This window comes from Streptomyces poonensis, from assembly GCF_014650915.1.
Classification (GTDB): Bacteria; Actinomycetota; Actinomycetes; order Streptomycetales; family Streptomycetaceae; genus Streptomyces; species Streptomyces poonensis.
Genome location: NZ_BMVW01000001.1, coordinates 895,664 through 911,568, shown reverse-complemented (window position 1 = coordinate 911,568; position 15,905 = coordinate 895,664). Strand labels below are relative to the sequence as shown.

15 protein-coding genes are annotated in these 15,905 nt (G+C 71.7%); 8 read left to right on the top strand and 7 right to left on the bottom strand.

Annotated elements, in window-relative coordinates; translation table 11 throughout:
* Positions 1-30: 30 nt before the first annotated feature.
* From IE242_RS03995 to IE242_RS03980, 4 genes are all read left to right on the top strand, one after another.
* Positions 31-639 carry an RNA polymerase sigma factor gene (locus tag IE242_RS03995; RefSeq protein ID WP_189855303.1) on the top strand — a complete coding sequence of 203 codons (609 nt, stop codon included), beginning with the start codon at positions 31-33 and terminating at the stop codon, positions 637-639.
* A 50-nt stretch (positions 640-689) separates the two neighbouring features.
* A complete protein-coding gene (locus tag IE242_RS03990; protein WP_229858135.1) occupies positions 690-959 on the top strand; it encodes a hypothetical protein in 270 nt (89 codons plus the stop codon).
* Between the two features lie 440 nt (positions 960-1,399).
* Positions 1,400-2,062, top strand: coding sequence for an RNA polymerase sigma factor (locus tag IE242_RS03985; protein WP_189855301.1), 663 nt, complete (start codon positions 1,400-1,402; stop codon positions 2,060-2,062).
* Positions 2,062-3,252: a hypothetical protein gene (locus IE242_RS03980; protein ID WP_189855299.1), complete on the top strand. Its 1,191-nt coding sequence runs from the start codon at positions 2,062-2,064 to the stop codon at positions 3,250-3,252. Before IE242_RS03985 ends, IE242_RS03980 begins: the two co-directional genes overlap by 1 nt.
* Before the next feature lie 188 nt (positions 3,253-3,440).
* On the opposite strand, the gene IE242_RS03975 is transcribed toward IE242_RS03980, so the two are convergent.
* Positions 3,441-4,385, bottom strand: coding sequence for a L,D-transpeptidase family protein (locus IE242_RS03975; RefSeq protein WP_373299443.1), 945 nt, complete (start codon positions 4,383-4,385; stop codon positions 3,441-3,443).
* A 282-nt stretch (positions 4,386-4,667) separates the two neighbouring features.
* Here IE242_RS03975 and IE242_RS03970 point away from each other — a divergent pair, with 282 nt between their 5' ends.
* The 3 genes from IE242_RS03970 (at position 4,668) to leuE (ending at position 7,650) form a co-directional block, all read left to right on the top strand.
* Positions 4,668-6,248 (top strand): acyl-CoA mutase large subunit family protein, encoded by a 1,581-nt coding sequence (locus IE242_RS03970; protein WP_189855297.1) that lies wholly within the window; start codon positions 4,668-4,670, stop codon positions 6,246-6,248.
* A gap of 100 nt (positions 6,249-6,348) precedes the next feature.
* Complete coding sequence (locus tag IE242_RS03965; RefSeq protein ID WP_373299470.1) at positions 6,349-6,921, top strand: Uma2 family endonuclease; 573 nt, start codon at positions 6,349-6,351, stop codon at positions 6,919-6,921.
* 69 nt (positions 6,922-6,990) lie between these two features.
* Complete coding sequence (leuE, locus tag IE242_RS03960; RefSeq protein ID WP_189855293.1) at positions 6,991-7,650, top strand: leucine efflux protein LeuE; 660 nt, start codon at positions 6,991-6,993, stop codon at positions 7,648-7,650.
* Here the strand turns inward: leuE and IE242_RS03955 are convergent.
* Positions 7,647-9,122, bottom strand: coding sequence for an FAD-dependent oxidoreductase (locus IE242_RS03955; protein WP_229858129.1), 1,476 nt, complete (start codon positions 9,120-9,122; stop codon positions 7,647-7,649). The genes leuE and IE242_RS03955 overlap by 4 nt on opposite strands.
* 86 nt (positions 9,123-9,208) lie before the next feature.
* Between IE242_RS03955 and IE242_RS03950 the strand changes: the two genes are divergently transcribed.
* Complete coding sequence (locus IE242_RS03950; RefSeq protein ID WP_189855289.1) at positions 9,209-9,859, top strand: TetR/AcrR family transcriptional regulator C-terminal domain-containing protein; 651 nt, start codon at positions 9,209-9,211, stop codon at positions 9,857-9,859.
* Positions 9,860-9,869: 10 nt separating this feature from the next.
* Here the strand turns inward: IE242_RS03950 and IE242_RS03945 are convergent, their stop codons facing one another.
* The 5 genes from IE242_RS03945 to IE242_RS03925 all read right to left on the bottom strand — a co-directional run bounded on the left by IE242_RS03945 (position 9,870) and on the right by IE242_RS03925 (position 15,821).
* The gene (locus IE242_RS03945) at positions 9,870-11,033 is read right to left on the bottom strand and encodes an acyltransferase family protein (RefSeq protein WP_189855287.1); all 1,164 of its coding nucleotides are present in this window, start codon (positions 11,031-11,033) and stop codon (positions 9,870-9,872) included.
* Positions 11,034-11,183: 150 nt separating this feature from the next.
* Positions 11,184-12,110, bottom strand: coding sequence for a class I SAM-dependent methyltransferase (locus IE242_RS03940; protein ID WP_189855285.1), 927 nt, complete (start codon positions 12,108-12,110; stop codon positions 11,184-11,186).
* A gap of 201 nt (positions 12,111-12,311) precedes the next feature.
* Entirely contained in the window at positions 12,312-13,394 is a 1,083-nt protein-coding gene (locus tag IE242_RS03935) for an acyltransferase (RefSeq protein WP_189855283.1), read from the bottom strand.
* Between the two features lie 92 nt (positions 13,395-13,486).
* Positions 13,487-14,851, bottom strand: a complete 1,365-nt coding sequence (locus IE242_RS03930; protein WP_189855281.1) for a polysialyltransferase family glycosyltransferase — start codon at positions 14,849-14,851, stop codon at positions 13,487-13,489.
* Positions 14,852-14,855: 4 nt separating this feature from the next.
* Positions 14,856-15,821 carry a glycosyltransferase family 2 protein gene (locus IE242_RS03925; protein ID WP_189855279.1) on the bottom strand — a complete coding sequence of 322 codons (966 nt, stop codon included), beginning with the start codon at positions 15,819-15,821 and terminating at the stop codon, positions 14,856-14,858.
* Positions 15,822-15,905 lie beyond the last annotated feature (84 nt).

Genomic DNA, 15,905 nt, shown 5'->3' with positions numbered 1-15,905 from the left:
ATTTCCGCTCTGTCCGGCGCTGATGATCTCGTGGGGACGTGGACGGCGTACGACGGGGAGTTGGGTGCGGCCGTCGCGCGGGCACAGGCGGGGGACGAGGCCGCGTTCGCGGTGGCGTACCGGATGGTGCAGCCCGGACTGCTGGGGTATCTGCGCTGCCTCGTCGGGGACGACGCGGAGGATGTCGCGGCCGACGCCTGGCTGGAGATCGCCCGGGACCTCGGGCGGTTCAGGGGCGACGGCGCGGGCTTCCGCGGCTGGACCGCGACCATCGCCCGGCGCCGGGCCCTGAACCGTCCGCGCGGGGAGCGGGTACGGCCCCGGGCCGTGACCGGGGAGGTGGACGACGCCCCGGTCCTGCCCGGCACCGACAGCACCCAGGACCGGACCAGGGAGCCCCTGTCAGCCGCGCACGCCCTGGAGCTGGTCTGCCGGCTGCCGCGCGACCAGGCCGAGGCCGTTCTGCTGCGCGTGGTGGTCGGCCTGGACGGGCCCGCCGCCGCACGGGTCCTCGGCAAGCGCCCCGGCGCGGTCCGTACCGCCGCCCATCGGGGCCTCAGACGCCTCGCCCGTGAACTCGGCGTCGGCGAGAGGGCCGTGTCGGACGACGGTACCGGCGCACCGGGGGAGCCGGAGTGAGCGGCGAGGACGGGCGGCCCGGAGCACAGCCTGCCGGAGGTGACACGAACATGGACGCACGACAGGACGCCGACGGCACCGGGCGCTTCCCGGTTCTGCCCGCGCCCCCGATTCCGCCCGCGCTCCCGGTCCCGCCCGAGCGCCTCCCGGACGCCCTCGATGTCCTCCTCACCACCGCCGTACGCGCCCACGCCGTCGACCGCGCGGCCGAGGCGCGGGCCGTCGCCGCCTACCGCACGGCGCGCGACCAGGGGGCTCACGCCCTCCGCACCCGCCGTCGCGACGACTGGCGCCCTCCCGGCGGTGTGCGCCCGCGCTGACCGACAGGCCGGGACCGGAAGGGAATGAGAGGGCCGCGGAGCGGCAGAAGAGCCGGTGGGCTCGCGGAACGCCCGTACGCACGAGGTACCGGGCCGGCCCGCCGATGGCAACGGCCGGGGCCGCCACCCCCCACAGGAGAGACCCCGGCCGTCGCGCGGCACGGGCCGCGCGGCGACCCGTACTCTCTACAGCGCCGCGGGTGCGGTTTCTGTCACACCCCCTGCGTCACGAGTTAGTTGCATGTTCTACGAACATGGGCGGGGGAACATGGACGAGGAACGGTTTCAGGTCGTAACGTGCCATTCGCGCCGGACTGCGGAGGGCGAAGGGCCACCGCGACGACCCGCGGCCCAGAGGCCGCGGCCATCCACGGAGAACGACGACGGCGAGGATCCGGTCCGCGACAGCGGCGCCGGCTTAGGCGCAAGAGGGGCGCGCGGTGCTGGGGGACGACGCGGAGCTGACCGCCGCGGTGCTTGCGGCACAGGACGGGGACGAGACCGCGTTCCGGACTGTGTACCGCGCGGTGCACCCACGACTGCTCGGATACGTACGGACGCTGGTCGGCGACGCGGACGCCGAGGACATCGCCTCCGAGGCGTGGCTGCAGATAGCCCGGGACCTGGAGCGGTTCAGCGGCGACGCGGACCGGTTCCGGGGCTGGGCCGCCAGGATCGCCCGCAACCGCGCCCTCGACCACATACGGATGCGCGGACGGCGCCCCGCGATCGGCGGTGACGAGACCGAACTGACCGGGCAGGCGGCCGAGTCGGACACCGCGGGCGAGGCCATGGAGGCGCTCGCCACGGACCGGACCCTGTCGCTGATCTCCCGGCTCCCGCAGGACCAGGCCGAGGCCGTCGTGCTGCGCGTGGTGGTCGGCCTCGACGCCAAGACCGCCGCCCGGGTCCTCGGCAAACGGCCGGGTGCCGTGCGCACCGCCGCCCACCGCGGACTGAAGCGGCTCGCGGAGCTGCTCGGCGCGGACCCCGAGACCGACGGCGCACTCGACGCCGTACCCCCACAGCGAGAACCGCGTGCACGCGCGGTGACGTCCGCCGGTGTGACGCATTTGCGTTCGCGGACGCAGAAGGACATGTGATGGCCGACGAGCACTACAAGTGGCTGGACCACGACGCCGCGGAGCGTCTGCTGCGCGGTGAGCCGCTCGAAGCCGTCGACGCCGACGCCCGCGCCGCGGCCGACCGGCTCGCGGAGGCGCTCGCCGCGCTGAGCACGCGGGCCACGCAGGCGGATGCCCAACTCCCGGGCGAGGATGCCGCGTTGGCCGCCTTCCGTCAGGTGCGGGCCACGGCGGACGGCGCGTCGGTCACGTCGTCCGCCGACGCCCGTACGCCGGGGCCGGCGCCCTCCGGCGACGCCCGTCTCGTCCGGCTGGAAAGATCCGGGACCGCCCGGCGGCGGGCCCGCTGGGGCCGTCCGCTGCGGCTCGGCGTGGCCGCCGGGCTGGCCGCCGGAATGCTCGGCGGGGTCGCCGTGGCGGTCGGGGCCGGGGCGCTGCCGACTCCGTTCCGTGACGACCGGCCGATGCCGGCCGCGTCGGTGTCGGCCGCCGTGCCGCCGGAGCGGCCGCTGATCTCACCGTCAGCGGACAGGCCCGAGGGCGGCACGGACGGCATGCCCGAGCCGGGGAACTCCGCCGGCGGACGGTCCGGCGAAGGCGCTCCCGACGACACGTCCGAGGGCGCCACCGGGCAGGAGGGCTCCCGGGAATCCGGCGGGCAGGGGCGCTCGGACAAGTGGTGGAGCGCGGTACGGTCCGCGTGCCGCGACATCTACGAGGGCAAGTCCCTGAACTCCGGCCGCGCCCGCAGGCTGGAGAGCGCGGCGGGAGGCGCCGGCCAGGTCCGGCTGAAGAAGTACTGCGACCGTGTCTTGAGCTGGGACGGCGGCGCGACTCCGGGCACCGTCCAGGACGGATCCGACGGGAGCGGCTCACAGAGCGGCCGGGACGAGGGCGGCAAGGGCAGGTCCGGGAGCGCGGGCGGAGGAAACCAGGGCGACGAGGACGGCAAGGCCGACGAAGGCAAAGACGACGGAGACAAGGGCGACGAGGGCGACAAGGGCCGGGGCGACGGGGACGGCGCCGGCCGCGGCCAGGGCAGGGGCGGAGGCGGGGACGACGACGAGCGTCCCGGCGCACCGGGCGGCGGCAACGACCACCACTCCGACGGCGGCCGGCTGACCCGTCTGTCCTCGACCCCCGCCTCCGCCCCCGCGACCCGGGGAGCGGAGGCGCTGACGTCCGAGCCCTCCGCCGCACGCCTTTGACCTGCTGTTTTGTGGCGCGACCAAGTTTTTCTCGCGTAGGTGTGACGTTTTCTGCCGTCGCTACGCAGTAATGAGTGAGCCGACTGGTCATCGGCCGTCGCACGAGCCGGGGTTCCCCCCGTACCCACGGCTCGGTGCATCTCGGCGCGGGCGGGACATGTTCCCCCGGTCCCGCCCGCGCCTCGCACTCACCAGTACACGACGACCTTGTCCCCATTGCGCACCTGCGCGAACAGCTCGGCGATCCGGTCCTCGTCGCGTACGTTGACGCAGCCGTGGGAGGCCCCGTAGTAGCCGCGGGCCGCGAAGTCCGACGAGTAGTGGACCGCTTGGCCGCCGCTGAAGAACATCGCGTACGGCATGGGCGTGTCGTAGAGCGTGGACACATGGTGGCGGGACTTGAAGTAGACGCTGAACACGCCCTCGCGGGTCGGTGTGTACTGCGAGCCGAACCGCACCGCCACCGTCATCAGCGTCCTGCCGTCGACCATCCAGCGCAGCGTCCGGCTGGTCTTGCTGATGCACAGCACCCGGCCCTTCAGGCACCGTGCGTCGGGCGCCGCGGCCGGCTGCCCGCCGAACGCGTACAGCTCCCACTTGCCCGGCTCCCGCGTCATCCCCAGCAGCCGCGCCCAGGTGGCACTGTCCGTCACGCCGGTCCGCGGCAGTCCGCGCTTGCCCTGGAAGCCCTTCACCGCGTCGGCGGTCGGACCGTCGTACACCCCGGTGGGCCCCTCGAACAGCCAGGAGATCTGCCGCAGCCGGGACTGCAGTTCGCGTACGTCCCGGCCCTTGTCGCCCCGGGACCACAGGACGCGGGGCGCGGGGGCCGAGGTGGGCGTGGCACCGGCGCCGTTCCCACCGCTGCCCCCGCCCTCTTCGCCGCCCTTGCCGTCCCCCGTGCTCCTCCCGCCGTCCCCCGTGCTCTTCCCGCCGTCGCCGGGGCTGTCCGTGACCTCGACGTGCACCGGCCCGCGCTGCTCACCACTGCCGTCGACCGGCTGGACCGTGCAGCCGCCGACAGCCACGACCGCCGTCGCGGCCGCCAGGACGGCCGTGGCCGTCACGGCCGTCCTGCCCTGGGCGCCCACCGCCGGCACCGCCTCGGATCTCCGCATGCCCGTGGTACGCATACCGGCCCCCGTCGTCTCACGCTCGTCCCCTGCGTCACGTCCCGGCCGCCAGGCCCTCCCGCCCCGCCCGCGTCCGGCTGTGTCATCTGAGATGTTCCCCGGGCGCGACCGGCCGCGAACCAGGCAACATGGCGGGAAGCGGCGGAACGCCGGGTGACCTGTGAGCAAGCTCCCAGCCTGTCCCCCTCCACCAGGCGCACGCCCGCCGCTACAGTCCGTCGCGAGGGTCGTCTGTACCAGCCAGTAACCAGTGAGCAACGAAGCAACGCGGAGGCACACACCATGGCGCGCGAGTCGGAGTCCGGACTGCCCATCGAGCCGGTGTACGGACCGGACGCCCTCAAGGACTGGGACCCGGATCAGCAGCTGGGGGAGCCGGGCGCGTACCCGTTCACCCGGGGCGTGTACCCGACGATGTACACGGGCCGCCCGTGGACCATGCGCCAGTACGCCGGCTTCGGTACGGCGGTGGAGTCCAACGCCCGCTACAAGCAGCTCATCGCCAACGGCACGATGGGCCTGTCGGTCGCCTTCGACCTGCCCACCCAGATGGGCCACGACTCCGACGCGCCGATCGCCCACGGCGAGGTCGGCAAGGTGGGCGTCGCCATCGACTCGGTCGACGACATGCGGGTGCTGTTCGGCGGCATCCCGCTGGACAAGGTCTCCACGTCGATGACGATCAACGCCCCCGCCGCCCTCCTCCTGCTCCTCTACCAACTGGTCGCCGAGGAACAGGGCGTCAGTGCCGACAAGCTCACCGGCACCATCCAGAACGACGTGCTGAAGGAGTACATCGCGCGCGGGACGTACATCTTCCCGCCCAAGCCCTCCCTCCGCCTGATCGCCGACATCTTCAAGTACTGCAAGACCGAGATCCCGAAGTGGAACACCATCTCGATCTCCGGTTACCACATGGCCGAGGCGGGCGCCTCGCCCGCGCAGGAGATCGCCTTCACGCTCGCGGACGGCATCGAGTACGTGCGCACGGCGGTCGCGGCCGGCATGGACGTGGACGACTTCGCCCCGCGCCTCTCCTTCTTCTTCGTCGCGCGCACGACCATCCTCGAGGAGGTCGCCAAGTTCCGGGCCGCGCGCCGGATCTGGGCGCGGGTGATGAAGGAGGAGTTCGGCGCGAAGAACCCGAAGTCGCTGATGCTGCGTTTCCACACGCAGACGGCGGGGGTGCAGCTGACGGCCCAGCAGCCCGAGGTGAACCTGGTCCGGGTCGCCGTCCAGGGCCTGGCTGCCGTCCTCGGCGGCACCCAGTCCCTGCACACCAACTCCTTCGACGAGGCCATCGCGCTGCCCACCGACAAGAGCGCGCGCCTCGCCCTGCGGACCCAGCAGGTCCTCGCCTACGAGACGGACGTGACGGCCACGGTCGACCCCTTCGCGGGTTCGTACGTCATCGAGAAGATGACCGACGACGTGGAGGCGGCCACCCTGGAGCTGATGCGCAAGGTCGAGGACCTGGGCGGCGCGGTCAACGCCATCGAGCACGGCTTCCAGAAGAGCGAGATCGAGCGCAGCGCGTACCGCATCGCGCAGGAGACCGACTCCGGCGAGCGCGTGGTCGTCGGCGTCAACCGCTTCCAGCTCGACGAGGAGGAGCCCTACGAGCCGCTCCGCGTCGACCCGGCCATCGAGGCCCAGCAGGCCGAACGGCTCGCCAAGCTGCGCGCCGAGCGGGACCAGCAGGCGGTCGACACGGCCCTGGCCGCGCTGAAGAAGGCCGCCACGGGGGAGGACAACGTCCTGTACCCGATGAAGGACGCGCTGCGGGCACGGGCGACGGTGGGCGAGGTGTGCAACGCGCTGCGGGAGGTTTGGGGGACTTATGTGCCCAGCGATGCGTTCTGAATGGGGCGGTTTACCTCGAATGAGTGATCGAGGGCGGAATCTGCCCTCTCCTGGTTACGCTCATGAAGAGTGTTCCCGAAAGGAGGGTGCCGTGGCTGTGATGCTGCACGAGTCGTCGCTCGCCGATGCTGCCGATCGGCTCTGGGAGGAGCTGCCCGGGCACCGGGTGGAGATCCTCAACGGGAGCATTGTCGTGACACCGCCGCCGGATGGTTCGCACCAGGACACGTTGACCTGGCTCATCGAGGAGTGCTCAAGGGCCGGGGCCAGGCGCGCAGGGCTCAAGTACTTGCAGGGTATCGGCCTGTGGCTGCCGACCGGACCGCATGACTATGCGGTACCGGATTTCTCGTTGGTGGATGCCGATTTCAAGGACGCCCTCGTCGAGAAGAATTGCTATGCGCCGCATGTCTTCCGTCTGGTCCTGGAGGTGACCTCCACCAACTGGACGAACGACACGGCAACCAAGGTCGACGTCTACGCCCGGGCCGGTGTCCCCATCTACCTCATCGCCGACCGGTGGCACGACGAGGTGCTTCTCTGCCAGGATCCGGTCGACGGCAAGTATCCCGCCCCCGTCCGTTTCAAGCGAGGCCAGACCGTCCCCGTCCCCGACTCCGTCGGCGTCCCCCTCCACCTCCCCGTCGACACCCTCCTCGACGGCGACGACTGACCGACCCGCCCGTCTCGCCCCCCGAAACCCGGTCCCGGAGTGTCGTACCCCCGTGCGACACTCCCTTCCATGTTCGGTGTCATCGATCTCCCCACCTACCTGGCAGGACTCGCCCTGATCGTCCTGCTGCCCGGTCCCAACTCCCTGTACGTCCTCTCCGTCGCCGCCCGTCGCGGCGTACGGGCCGGGTACACCGCCGCTGCGGGCGTGTTCTGCGGCGACGCCGTGCTGATGACGCTGTCGGCGGCCGGGGTCGCCTCGCTGCTCCAGGCGAACGCCGTGCTGTTCGCGATCGTCAAGTACGCCGGTGCCGGATACCTGACCTGGATGGCCGTCGGGATGCTGCGGGCCGCGTGGGGGATGTGGCGGACCCGGCGGGAGAAGTCCGTGGAGGACGGCGCGGGCGGCGCGGGCGCGGCCGTCGCCGATGAGCGGTTCTACCGCCGGGCCCTGGTCGTCAGCCTGTTCAACCCGAAGGCGATCCTCTTCTTCGTCGCCTTCTTCGTGCAGTTCGTCGACCCGGAGTACGCCCACCCCGCCCTCTCCTTCGTCGTCCTCGGCGCCTTCGCGCAGGCCGCCAGCTTCCTCTACCTCAGCGCCCTGATATTCAGCGGCACCAAGCTCGCCGCCGCCTTCCGCAGCCGGAAGCGGCTGTCGGCGGGGGCGACCTCGGCGGCGGGCGCGCTCTTCCTCGGCTTCGCGGTGAAGCTGTCGCTGGCGAGTTCCTAGCCCTGCCGGGCACCGAACCGGGCGAGGTACTCCCCGGGCCCGGACCCGAGCCCGGCCGCCGCTGACCCGCCCGCCCAGCCGACGTACCCGTCCGGCCGGACGAGGAACAGCCCGGCTCCGTAGGCCTCGGGGACGGGCCCGCGCACGACCCGCACCGCCCCCGCAGCTTCCGCCGCCCCCGTCTCCTCCGGCACCTCCGCGCCCAGCGCCAACAGCGTCCAGTGCGGCCCCCGGAAGGCGTCGAAGAGCCGGACGCCGTCCACGGTCGCGTCGGGCGCGCGGTCGCCCGCGCGGACCGGTCCCGGGTGGGTGCGCGTCTCCTCCGTGAGCGACGCGTCCCGGTAGTTGAGCCCCAGCTGGCGCGTCGCCCCACCGCGCCGTACCTCCCCGCGGTGAACGCCCGTGGACAGACCGAGCACGGCGGCGGCGATCGGGCGCCGCTCCTCCTCGTAGGTGTCGAGAAGCGCGGCCGGTGCCCCGTCGCGCAGCACCGCGCCCAGCTTCCAGCCCAGGTTGTAGGCGTCCTGGACGCTCGTGTTGAGGCCCTGCCCGCCCGCCGGCGAGTGCACGTGCGCCGCGTCCCCGGCGAGGAACACCCGGCCCGCCCGGAAGCGGTCCGCCAGCGCCGCGCGCGGGCGGAAGTCCGAGGCCCAGCGCACCTCGGTGACGTCCTCGGGGGCGAGGTGGGAGCGGGCGGCGACGAGCTTGCGCACGCCGTCGAGGGTGAGGTCGGGCGTCGTACCCTCCGGGAACCGGGCGACCAGCTGGAAGTCCTCCGTGCCCGCGAGCGGGCAGATCGCCATGAGGTCCTCCCCGCCGCTCTCACCGTCCCCGCCGTGCTCGCGCGGCGGGAAGATGTGCCAGTTGTCGCGGTCCAGGCCGGTGATGCGGACGTCCGCCACCAGCGTCGGGCACGGGTCGACGGTCTCCCCGGTCATACCGATGCCGAGCGCCCGGCGCACGGCCGAGCGCCCGCCGTCGGCGGCGACGGCGTACCGGGCGCGCAGCACGCCGCCGTCGGCGAACCGCACGGTCACGCCCTCGTCGGCCGCGACGTCCTGCTCCAGTCCGACGACCTCCCGGCCGAAGGCCACCCGGCCGCCCAGTTCCTCCAGCCGGGCCGCGAGGATCTCCTGGGTGCGCCACTGCGGCACCATCCACGGCTCGTCGTACGGTGCGTCGTCCGTCGGCTCGGCCGGGTCGAACATCCGGTGCTCGCCCACCCGCCTGCCGTCCCGCCAGACCATCCCGACCGGGTAGCCGCCGCCGGCCGCGCGGATCGCGCCGAGCACGCCGAGGTCGTCGAAGACCTCCATCGTGCGCGGCTGGATCCCCTTGCCGCGCGAGCCGGGGAACAGCCCGCCGGCCCGCTCCACGACCAGCGCGTCCACACCCCGCCGGGCCAGGTCGATGCCGAGCGTCAGCCCGGTCGGCCCCGCGCCGACGATCAGGACGTCCACGTCGTCCGTCACCCTCATCACTCCACCCGTCCGTTTCCTTAACGCTGTTAAGTGCCGTCCCTTCCGAGGATTCACTTAACGGCGTTAAGCTGTCAAGCGTGAGTACGGAACGCCGAGCCCCCCTCGACCGCAAGCGGGTCGCGGACACCGCTCTGAAGCTGCTGAACGAGGTGGGCCTGGAGGGCCTCACCCTGCGCGCCATCGCCCGCGAACTGGACGTGAAGGCACCCGCCCTGTACTGGCACTTCAAGGACAAGCAGGCGCTGCTGGACGAGATGGCGACGGAGATGTACCGCCGCATGATCGCCGGGACGCCGACCGGCCCGGACGGTACGTGGCAGGAGCGGCTGCTGACGGCCGGCCGCGGACTGCGCACGGCACTGCTCGGCTACCGCGACGGAGCGCGGGTCTTCAGCGGTTCACGCTTCACCGGCATCGAGCACGCGGAGCAGATGGAGGAGAACCTGCGCCACTTCACGGCCTCCGGCTTCACCCTCGCCCAGGCGGCCCGTGCCCTGTCGACGACGTATCTCTACACCCTCGGATTCGTCACCGAGGAGCAGGGTGTCGAACCGCTGCCCGGCGAGCGCCGCGAGGGGTACGACCTGGCGGAACGCGCCCGGGCGATGGCCGGCTTCCCGCTGGCGGCACGGGCGGGCGAGGAGATGTTCCAGGACTACGACCGGCAGTTCGAGGAGGGGCTGGAGCTGCTGATCGCCGGAATCGGGGCCCGGTACGGCGTCGCCTGACGCCTCCCCGTCAGCGCCCACCGGGCCGGGACAGTGCCGCCCGCAGCCGCGGCGTCAGCGGCTTCTCCACGAAGCGGTTCAGCAGCCGGGCGAGCAGCAGCATCGAGGCGAGCGTCAGGGCGAAGGTCACGGAGGACGGCAGGCGCAGGCCGATGTGCAGGGCGTGGATCACCACCCAGCCGAGGTGCTCGTGGACCAGGTAGAAGGGGTACGTCAGGGCTCCGGCGGCCGTCAGCCAGCGCCAGTCGGCCCACTTCAGCAGGCCCAGCGCGACCGCGGTGACGGCTGCGAAGCCGACGGTGACGACGAGGATGATGCCGAACGAGGTGCGGTGGGCGAAGGCGTTCGGGTCCGCGGCGTTCCACAGGTTGCGCACCGCGTAGTGCTGCCCGATCAGCCAGCTCACGGCCACGATGCCCCACCCGTACACGTCCCGCCGGTCGCGATGGACGAGGTAGATCCCGATGCCGCCGACGAAGAAGGGCGCGTACTCGGGCATCAGGACCAGGTCGAGCAGCGGCTCGTTCGCCGCCTCGGCGATCACCGCCGCGAGCGTCCAGGCCGCGCAGAACATCACGACCCGCCGCCTGGTGGCGCCCGGCAGCACGACGCACAGGGCGAACAGCGCGTAGAAGCGGACCTCCGCCCACAGCGTCCAGCACACGCCGAGCACCCGGTCCACGCCCAGCGGCTGCTGCAGCATCGTCAGGTTCACCAGCGCGTCGCTGGGGGAGACCGCGTCGTACGCCACGACCGGCAGCGCGAACACGGCCGTCACGAGGACGACCGCCGCCCAGTAGGCGGGCAGCAGCCGTGCGGCGCGGGAGGCGAAGAACGACTTCAGGGGCCGGCCCCAGCCGCTCATACAGATCACGAAGCCGCTGATCACGAAGAAGATCTGGACACCGAGACAGCCGTAGGCGGCGAACGAGTGCAGGGTGGGGAACTGCGTCTTCGGCGAGGTGCCCCAGGCCGCGGCGACGTCACCGCCGCGGCCGGCGTAGTGGTACACCGCCACCATCAGCGCGGCGACCAGCCGCAGTCCGTCCAGCGCCCGGAGCCTGCTCTCCCGGCGCCCGGGCACCGGCACGGGTGGGACCGTGCGGCTCCGCTCGTGGGCGCGGACAGCCGCGGCGGGCTGTGAGGTCGACGTGCTCACGACCGTCTCGGTCATGCTGGTACCCCTCGCAGTGCGCTGCGGGTTCGGCTGTGCGTCCCCGGCGATTTTATGGGGCGGCCCGGGGGACTCCCGGTCGGAGGAACGGTCCTTTGCGCGTTCGTCCCCACGAGTTCACCTCGATGTGCCGGGACCTCCTGATCCTTCTCAGGACGCCCGCAGGAACGCCGAGAGCGCGGCCTTCCCGAGGTACGTGAACCGCGTCTCGCCCGCCAGGTACTTGTCCGCGGCCTCCTTGACGCCCGTCCACTTGGGGTCGCCGTAGTCGTCGAGGACGATCACCGCGCCGGGGGCGGCGATCTGCTCGGCCCACTCGAGGTCGGCGAGGACGCCCTCGGCCGAGTGGTCGCCGTCGATGACGATCACGCCGTAGCTGCGGTCCGACACGGCCGCGCGGGTGTCGGGGTCCGCGGAGAATCCCCGCTGGATCCGGGCGGCGGCGCCCGCCGGGCCGGCCAGGGTGAGGTTGGTGCGGACGGCGTGCTCGTCGACGGGGGCGCCGGAGGGGTCGGGGCGCCGGTCGGTCCCGGGCTGGAGCTGGATGCCGGCGAAGGGGTCCACGATCGTCACGCTCGGACTGCGGCCGTCGCGCTCCATCATCCGGATCAGCCCGGTGGAGAACATGCCGTACAGGGTGCCGATCTCGAGTATCTCGTCGTTCGGCGGGTCGAGCAGCGGTATGGTCCCCAGCTTGCCGCAGATGTTCATGGTGCCGCCGGCGATCCGGCCCACCCCGAGGGACTCCAGCGCGATGAGCAGCCGGTAGGCGGAGGCGACATTGCGGAGGGCGGCGTCACGGTCCCCGGCCAGCTCCGCCACCTCGGCGTGCAGGCGGTCGAGGGGGCCCTGGTGCACGAGGCGCGAGAGACCGCGGGCGCGGGAGCCGAGCAGCAGATCGATGGTGAGCTGCTGCTGTGTCACCACCTCGGCCGCGGTGCGGACGCGTTCGTTCTGCGCGGCGTGCTCGGCCGCGGCCGAGCGGATCCGGCGCTCGATGCGGCGGTCGATGAGGTCGGCGACCGGGCGCAGCAGGCGCCGGGAGGCCGAACTGGTCAGCAGGGAGCGGCTTGTCATGGAACCGAAGACCTCAATCCGTGGGAAGTCGGGAAGTCGGGAAGTTCGGTGCGAAATGGTGCGGCTCGCGGACAGGGTGGAGGTGTCTCCTGGTGTCTCCTGTGACGAAAGAGGCGTGGGATGAGGGCGAAGTGGCCAGGTGGCGACATCCATATGGCCGGTGCTTGCGGGACTCGTGCCGCAGGCACCCGGATCGGTCGGTCAGCCGAGCAGGCGCCGCAGGTTCAGCTTCCCCCACAGCAGGCTGGTGGCGAACGACAGCGTCAGGACGACGGCCAGGAGACCGGCCAGCAGCAGCCCCGCCACCGGTCCGCTCAGGTCAGGCGACACCAGGGGCCGCACGATCTCCTCGACGAACAGCACATGCACCATGTAGGCACCGAGGGCGGCGCCGGCCAGCTTCTTCAGGAGCGGCCGCCGCTTCTCGGGGATGCGGATCCTGCTGATCAGGAGCAGTACGCAGATGGCCATGAGGGCGACGAACAGGTGCGCGTTGGGCATCACGTAGTGGACCTGCGTGTTGTACCAGAGGCTGCCGGCCATCGTGAGCGGCAGCACGACGAGCAGCGGCAGGCGCCACCGTCCGGACCTGGCCGGGAGGGCGAACAGCAGCGCGCCGCCGACCGCGTAGACCAGCGAGTAGGTGCCGAATCCCCAGGCGACGGACGGCATTTCCCGGCCCGTGAGCTCGGCGAGCGTGTCCAGCACACTCGGCAGGACCGCGATACCGAGCAGGACCGCTCCCAGGCGATAGGGCCGCTGTCCCGCCCTGATCAGCATCGCGAAGGCGAGCAGCGCGATGATCGGGATGTAGGTGTACATGAACCACAGGTGGTAGGCGGGCTGTACCGAGGCGAAGAGGGAGTCCACCGCCAGCTCGGTCATGGGCTCGTCGTTGCGGTTCCGCAGCCAGGCCCAGACCAGGTAGATCGCCGTCCACGCGAACATCGGGACGGTGTTGCGGACGAGTCTCTTCCACATGCGGTCGCTGTCCCGCGGGGGAGCGCCGACCAGCACCGCCCACCCGGCGATGGCGAAGTACATGGGGACGGCGAACGGGTTGAGCGCCTCGGCCACATGCCCGGCCCAGTACGACCCGGCGCCGTTCGCCGGGTCGTTACCGGTCGAGACGATGAACTGGGCGCCCACATGGCCCAGCATGACGGTGGCGGAACAGATCAGCCGCATCAGGTCGACGTCGAAGCGGTGCTCCCGCGGTTCGGCGCTCTGCCCGGAGGGGGCGCTTCTCTGCTGTGGCAGACGTACGGCGGTTTCGTTCGACACCGCGGGACTCCCATGGTTCTCGATGTGCGGGCGTTGTGCAGGCGTTGAAGAGTGGGCCCCTGCCCACAGCACGTGTCAGAAGCCGGGACGGGTCACTTCCCGGTGCCGCGGCGTATCGCCGCGCGTACCGCCGCGCGCCCCGCCTGCCGCGCACGCCGCACCTTGAACTCCGCGCGTGCCCGCGGGCGGCTGCCGGGCAGGTCCAGCTCGGCCAGCCGCAGCTCGGGGAAGTAGTAGGCGGGGCTGTCGGCCAGGTGGTTCCGCAGCCAGGTCACCGTCGACTCCCGCAGGTTCGCGTACGACGTGGGCTGCATGCAGAAACCGATCGCCCGGACCAGCGATGACAGCGACTCCGGGGCCGCGCCGACGAGGGCCGGGCGCTGGCCGCGCTCCAGGTCGGGCACCAGGTGGTCGACGATCGCCAGCGGTATGCGGTTGCTGTTCGGGTAGGGCTTCAGGTTCCGCATCACCAGGCCGGTCCCCACCCGGGCGACGGGCACGTCGTAGTAGGCGGAGGCGGTCACCATGGCCGTGGAGAAACAGCCGACGACGAGTTCCGGGGCGCAGTGCCGGTAGAGCGTCTCGGCCAGCAGGGGCGCGTCCAGCACGGTGAGCCGGACACCCGCCTCCGCCGCCGCCTTGCTCAGCGCGGCCGAGTAGCCGGCGGGGGCCGTGGGGTGGGGCTTGAAGACCACGGACCGGTGACCGGCGCGCGCGGCCCCGGTGAGCATACGGACGTGGAGGTCCTCCTCCTCCCGCTCGCTCAGGATGTTGATGGCCGCCAGGTACTGGCCCAGCAGCACGGCCGTCGGCCTCTCCGCCAGGACGGGTGCTAGCCGTGGGTCGTCCGCCGCGTCCTGGGAGATCTCGTCGAGCACCTCGCGGAACGCCTCGTCCGGGACGATCTCGGGCCGGACGCCGTACTCGGACAGGAGCAGCGGCTTCAGACCGGGGATCAGGTCGAGGTGGAGCAGCCGCGCGATACGGCTGGCCATGGTCTGCGGCAGCCTGTCCCGGGTCGGGCCGTAGCTCATCAGTCCGTCGGCGTACACATGGACGGCGGCCTCGGAGAAGATGGCCGCCAGCGCGCGGCCCGGGTTGACCTGGATCGACTCGACGGCCAGGTCGACCAGGTCCCGTTCGCCGATGCCCCAGGCGAGCCGGAACGCCTTCTGCCAGAGCGCGGTGTCGTTCCCCCTCGGGCCCCAGACGCTCGGGTGGAACGGCCGTATCTCCTCGTTCCAGCTGATCACCGAGTCGAACCGGCCGGCGATGCGCTCGTAACCGTGCATCTCGTCCAGGCGCAGCGCGGCCTCCGGTACGGCGGCGTTGTTGCAGACCAGCAGGATGCGCCGGGCATCGGGGCGCGGCCCGAACAGGCCGGCTTCGAGCGCCGCGGCGACGGTGGCCGCTCCGTACAGGGTCGAGACCTGGAATATCTGGGTTCTGCGGGGCATGGACTCAGGCAACCTTCCGCCCGTCGCGCAGGCGGCTGAGCAACCTGCTCCTCTTCGCGTCGATGGTCTTGAGGGTCGTCTCGAGCTCTCGCTGGGGCATGCGGTGGAGCGCGGCGCGCGCCTCATGCCGCAGCCGCTGGGCCGCTGCGGGCTCGTACTCGTTCGCCTTGCCGATGTGGAAGGCGATCATGGCGCAGTAGGTGCGCACGGCCTTGATGAGGAAACGTTCACTCTCCGGGTCGTTCCGTACGTCCTCCAGCAGCGCGTCGTACGCCGGAATGAAATCCAGCTGACGGTCGTCCTTGATCTGGGTGAGCGAGGTCGCGACTCCGCGCCGGTAGAACACCCCGTGCAGATCGAGGGACGCGTACGTCCTGGCCTTCAGATGCAGACGCCAGATCCACAACCGGTCCTCGGCCGTGCGCAGTTCGGTCGCGAAGCGCATGCCGCCGTCGTCGAACAGGTGCCGGCGGTAGATCCCGGCCCAGACGAAGGGGTAGTCGACCATCGTCTCCATGTCGGCGGGCGCTATGCCGTCGCGGGGGTCCATCACGGCGTTGCGCACCGGGGCCGCGGGCCGCCGGATCACCCGCTGGGTACCGGTGGCCTGGACGTGGTCATTGCGGGCGAAGTCGCAGCCCAACTCCTCCACGGTGGCCACCAGTTCGGCCAGATGCCCCGGGGCGTACCAGTCGTCGCCGTCGAGGAACGTGATGAAGTCGCCCTCGGCCGCGTCGATACCGCTGTTGCGGGCGTGTGCGATGCCCACGTTCCGCTCGTGCCGGATCACCTTGGCGCGGGGGAGTTTCTCCGCCCAGCGGTCGATCGACCAGGGCGTCGAGTCCGTGGAACAGTCGTCGACGATCACGAACTCGAATTCGGGGTCCGCGTTGTTGGCGAGACTTCGCAGAGTGGTTTCGGCGAAGGCCCCCACATTGTGCATGGGAACCACAACGGACAGTCTGGGCACGCGGGCCTCTCACGTATCGGAGGTTGAGATTAGAACAGGCTAGCTGTCTCCTTTGAGAAACGGTGTCGTCCGGGATGCGGAACG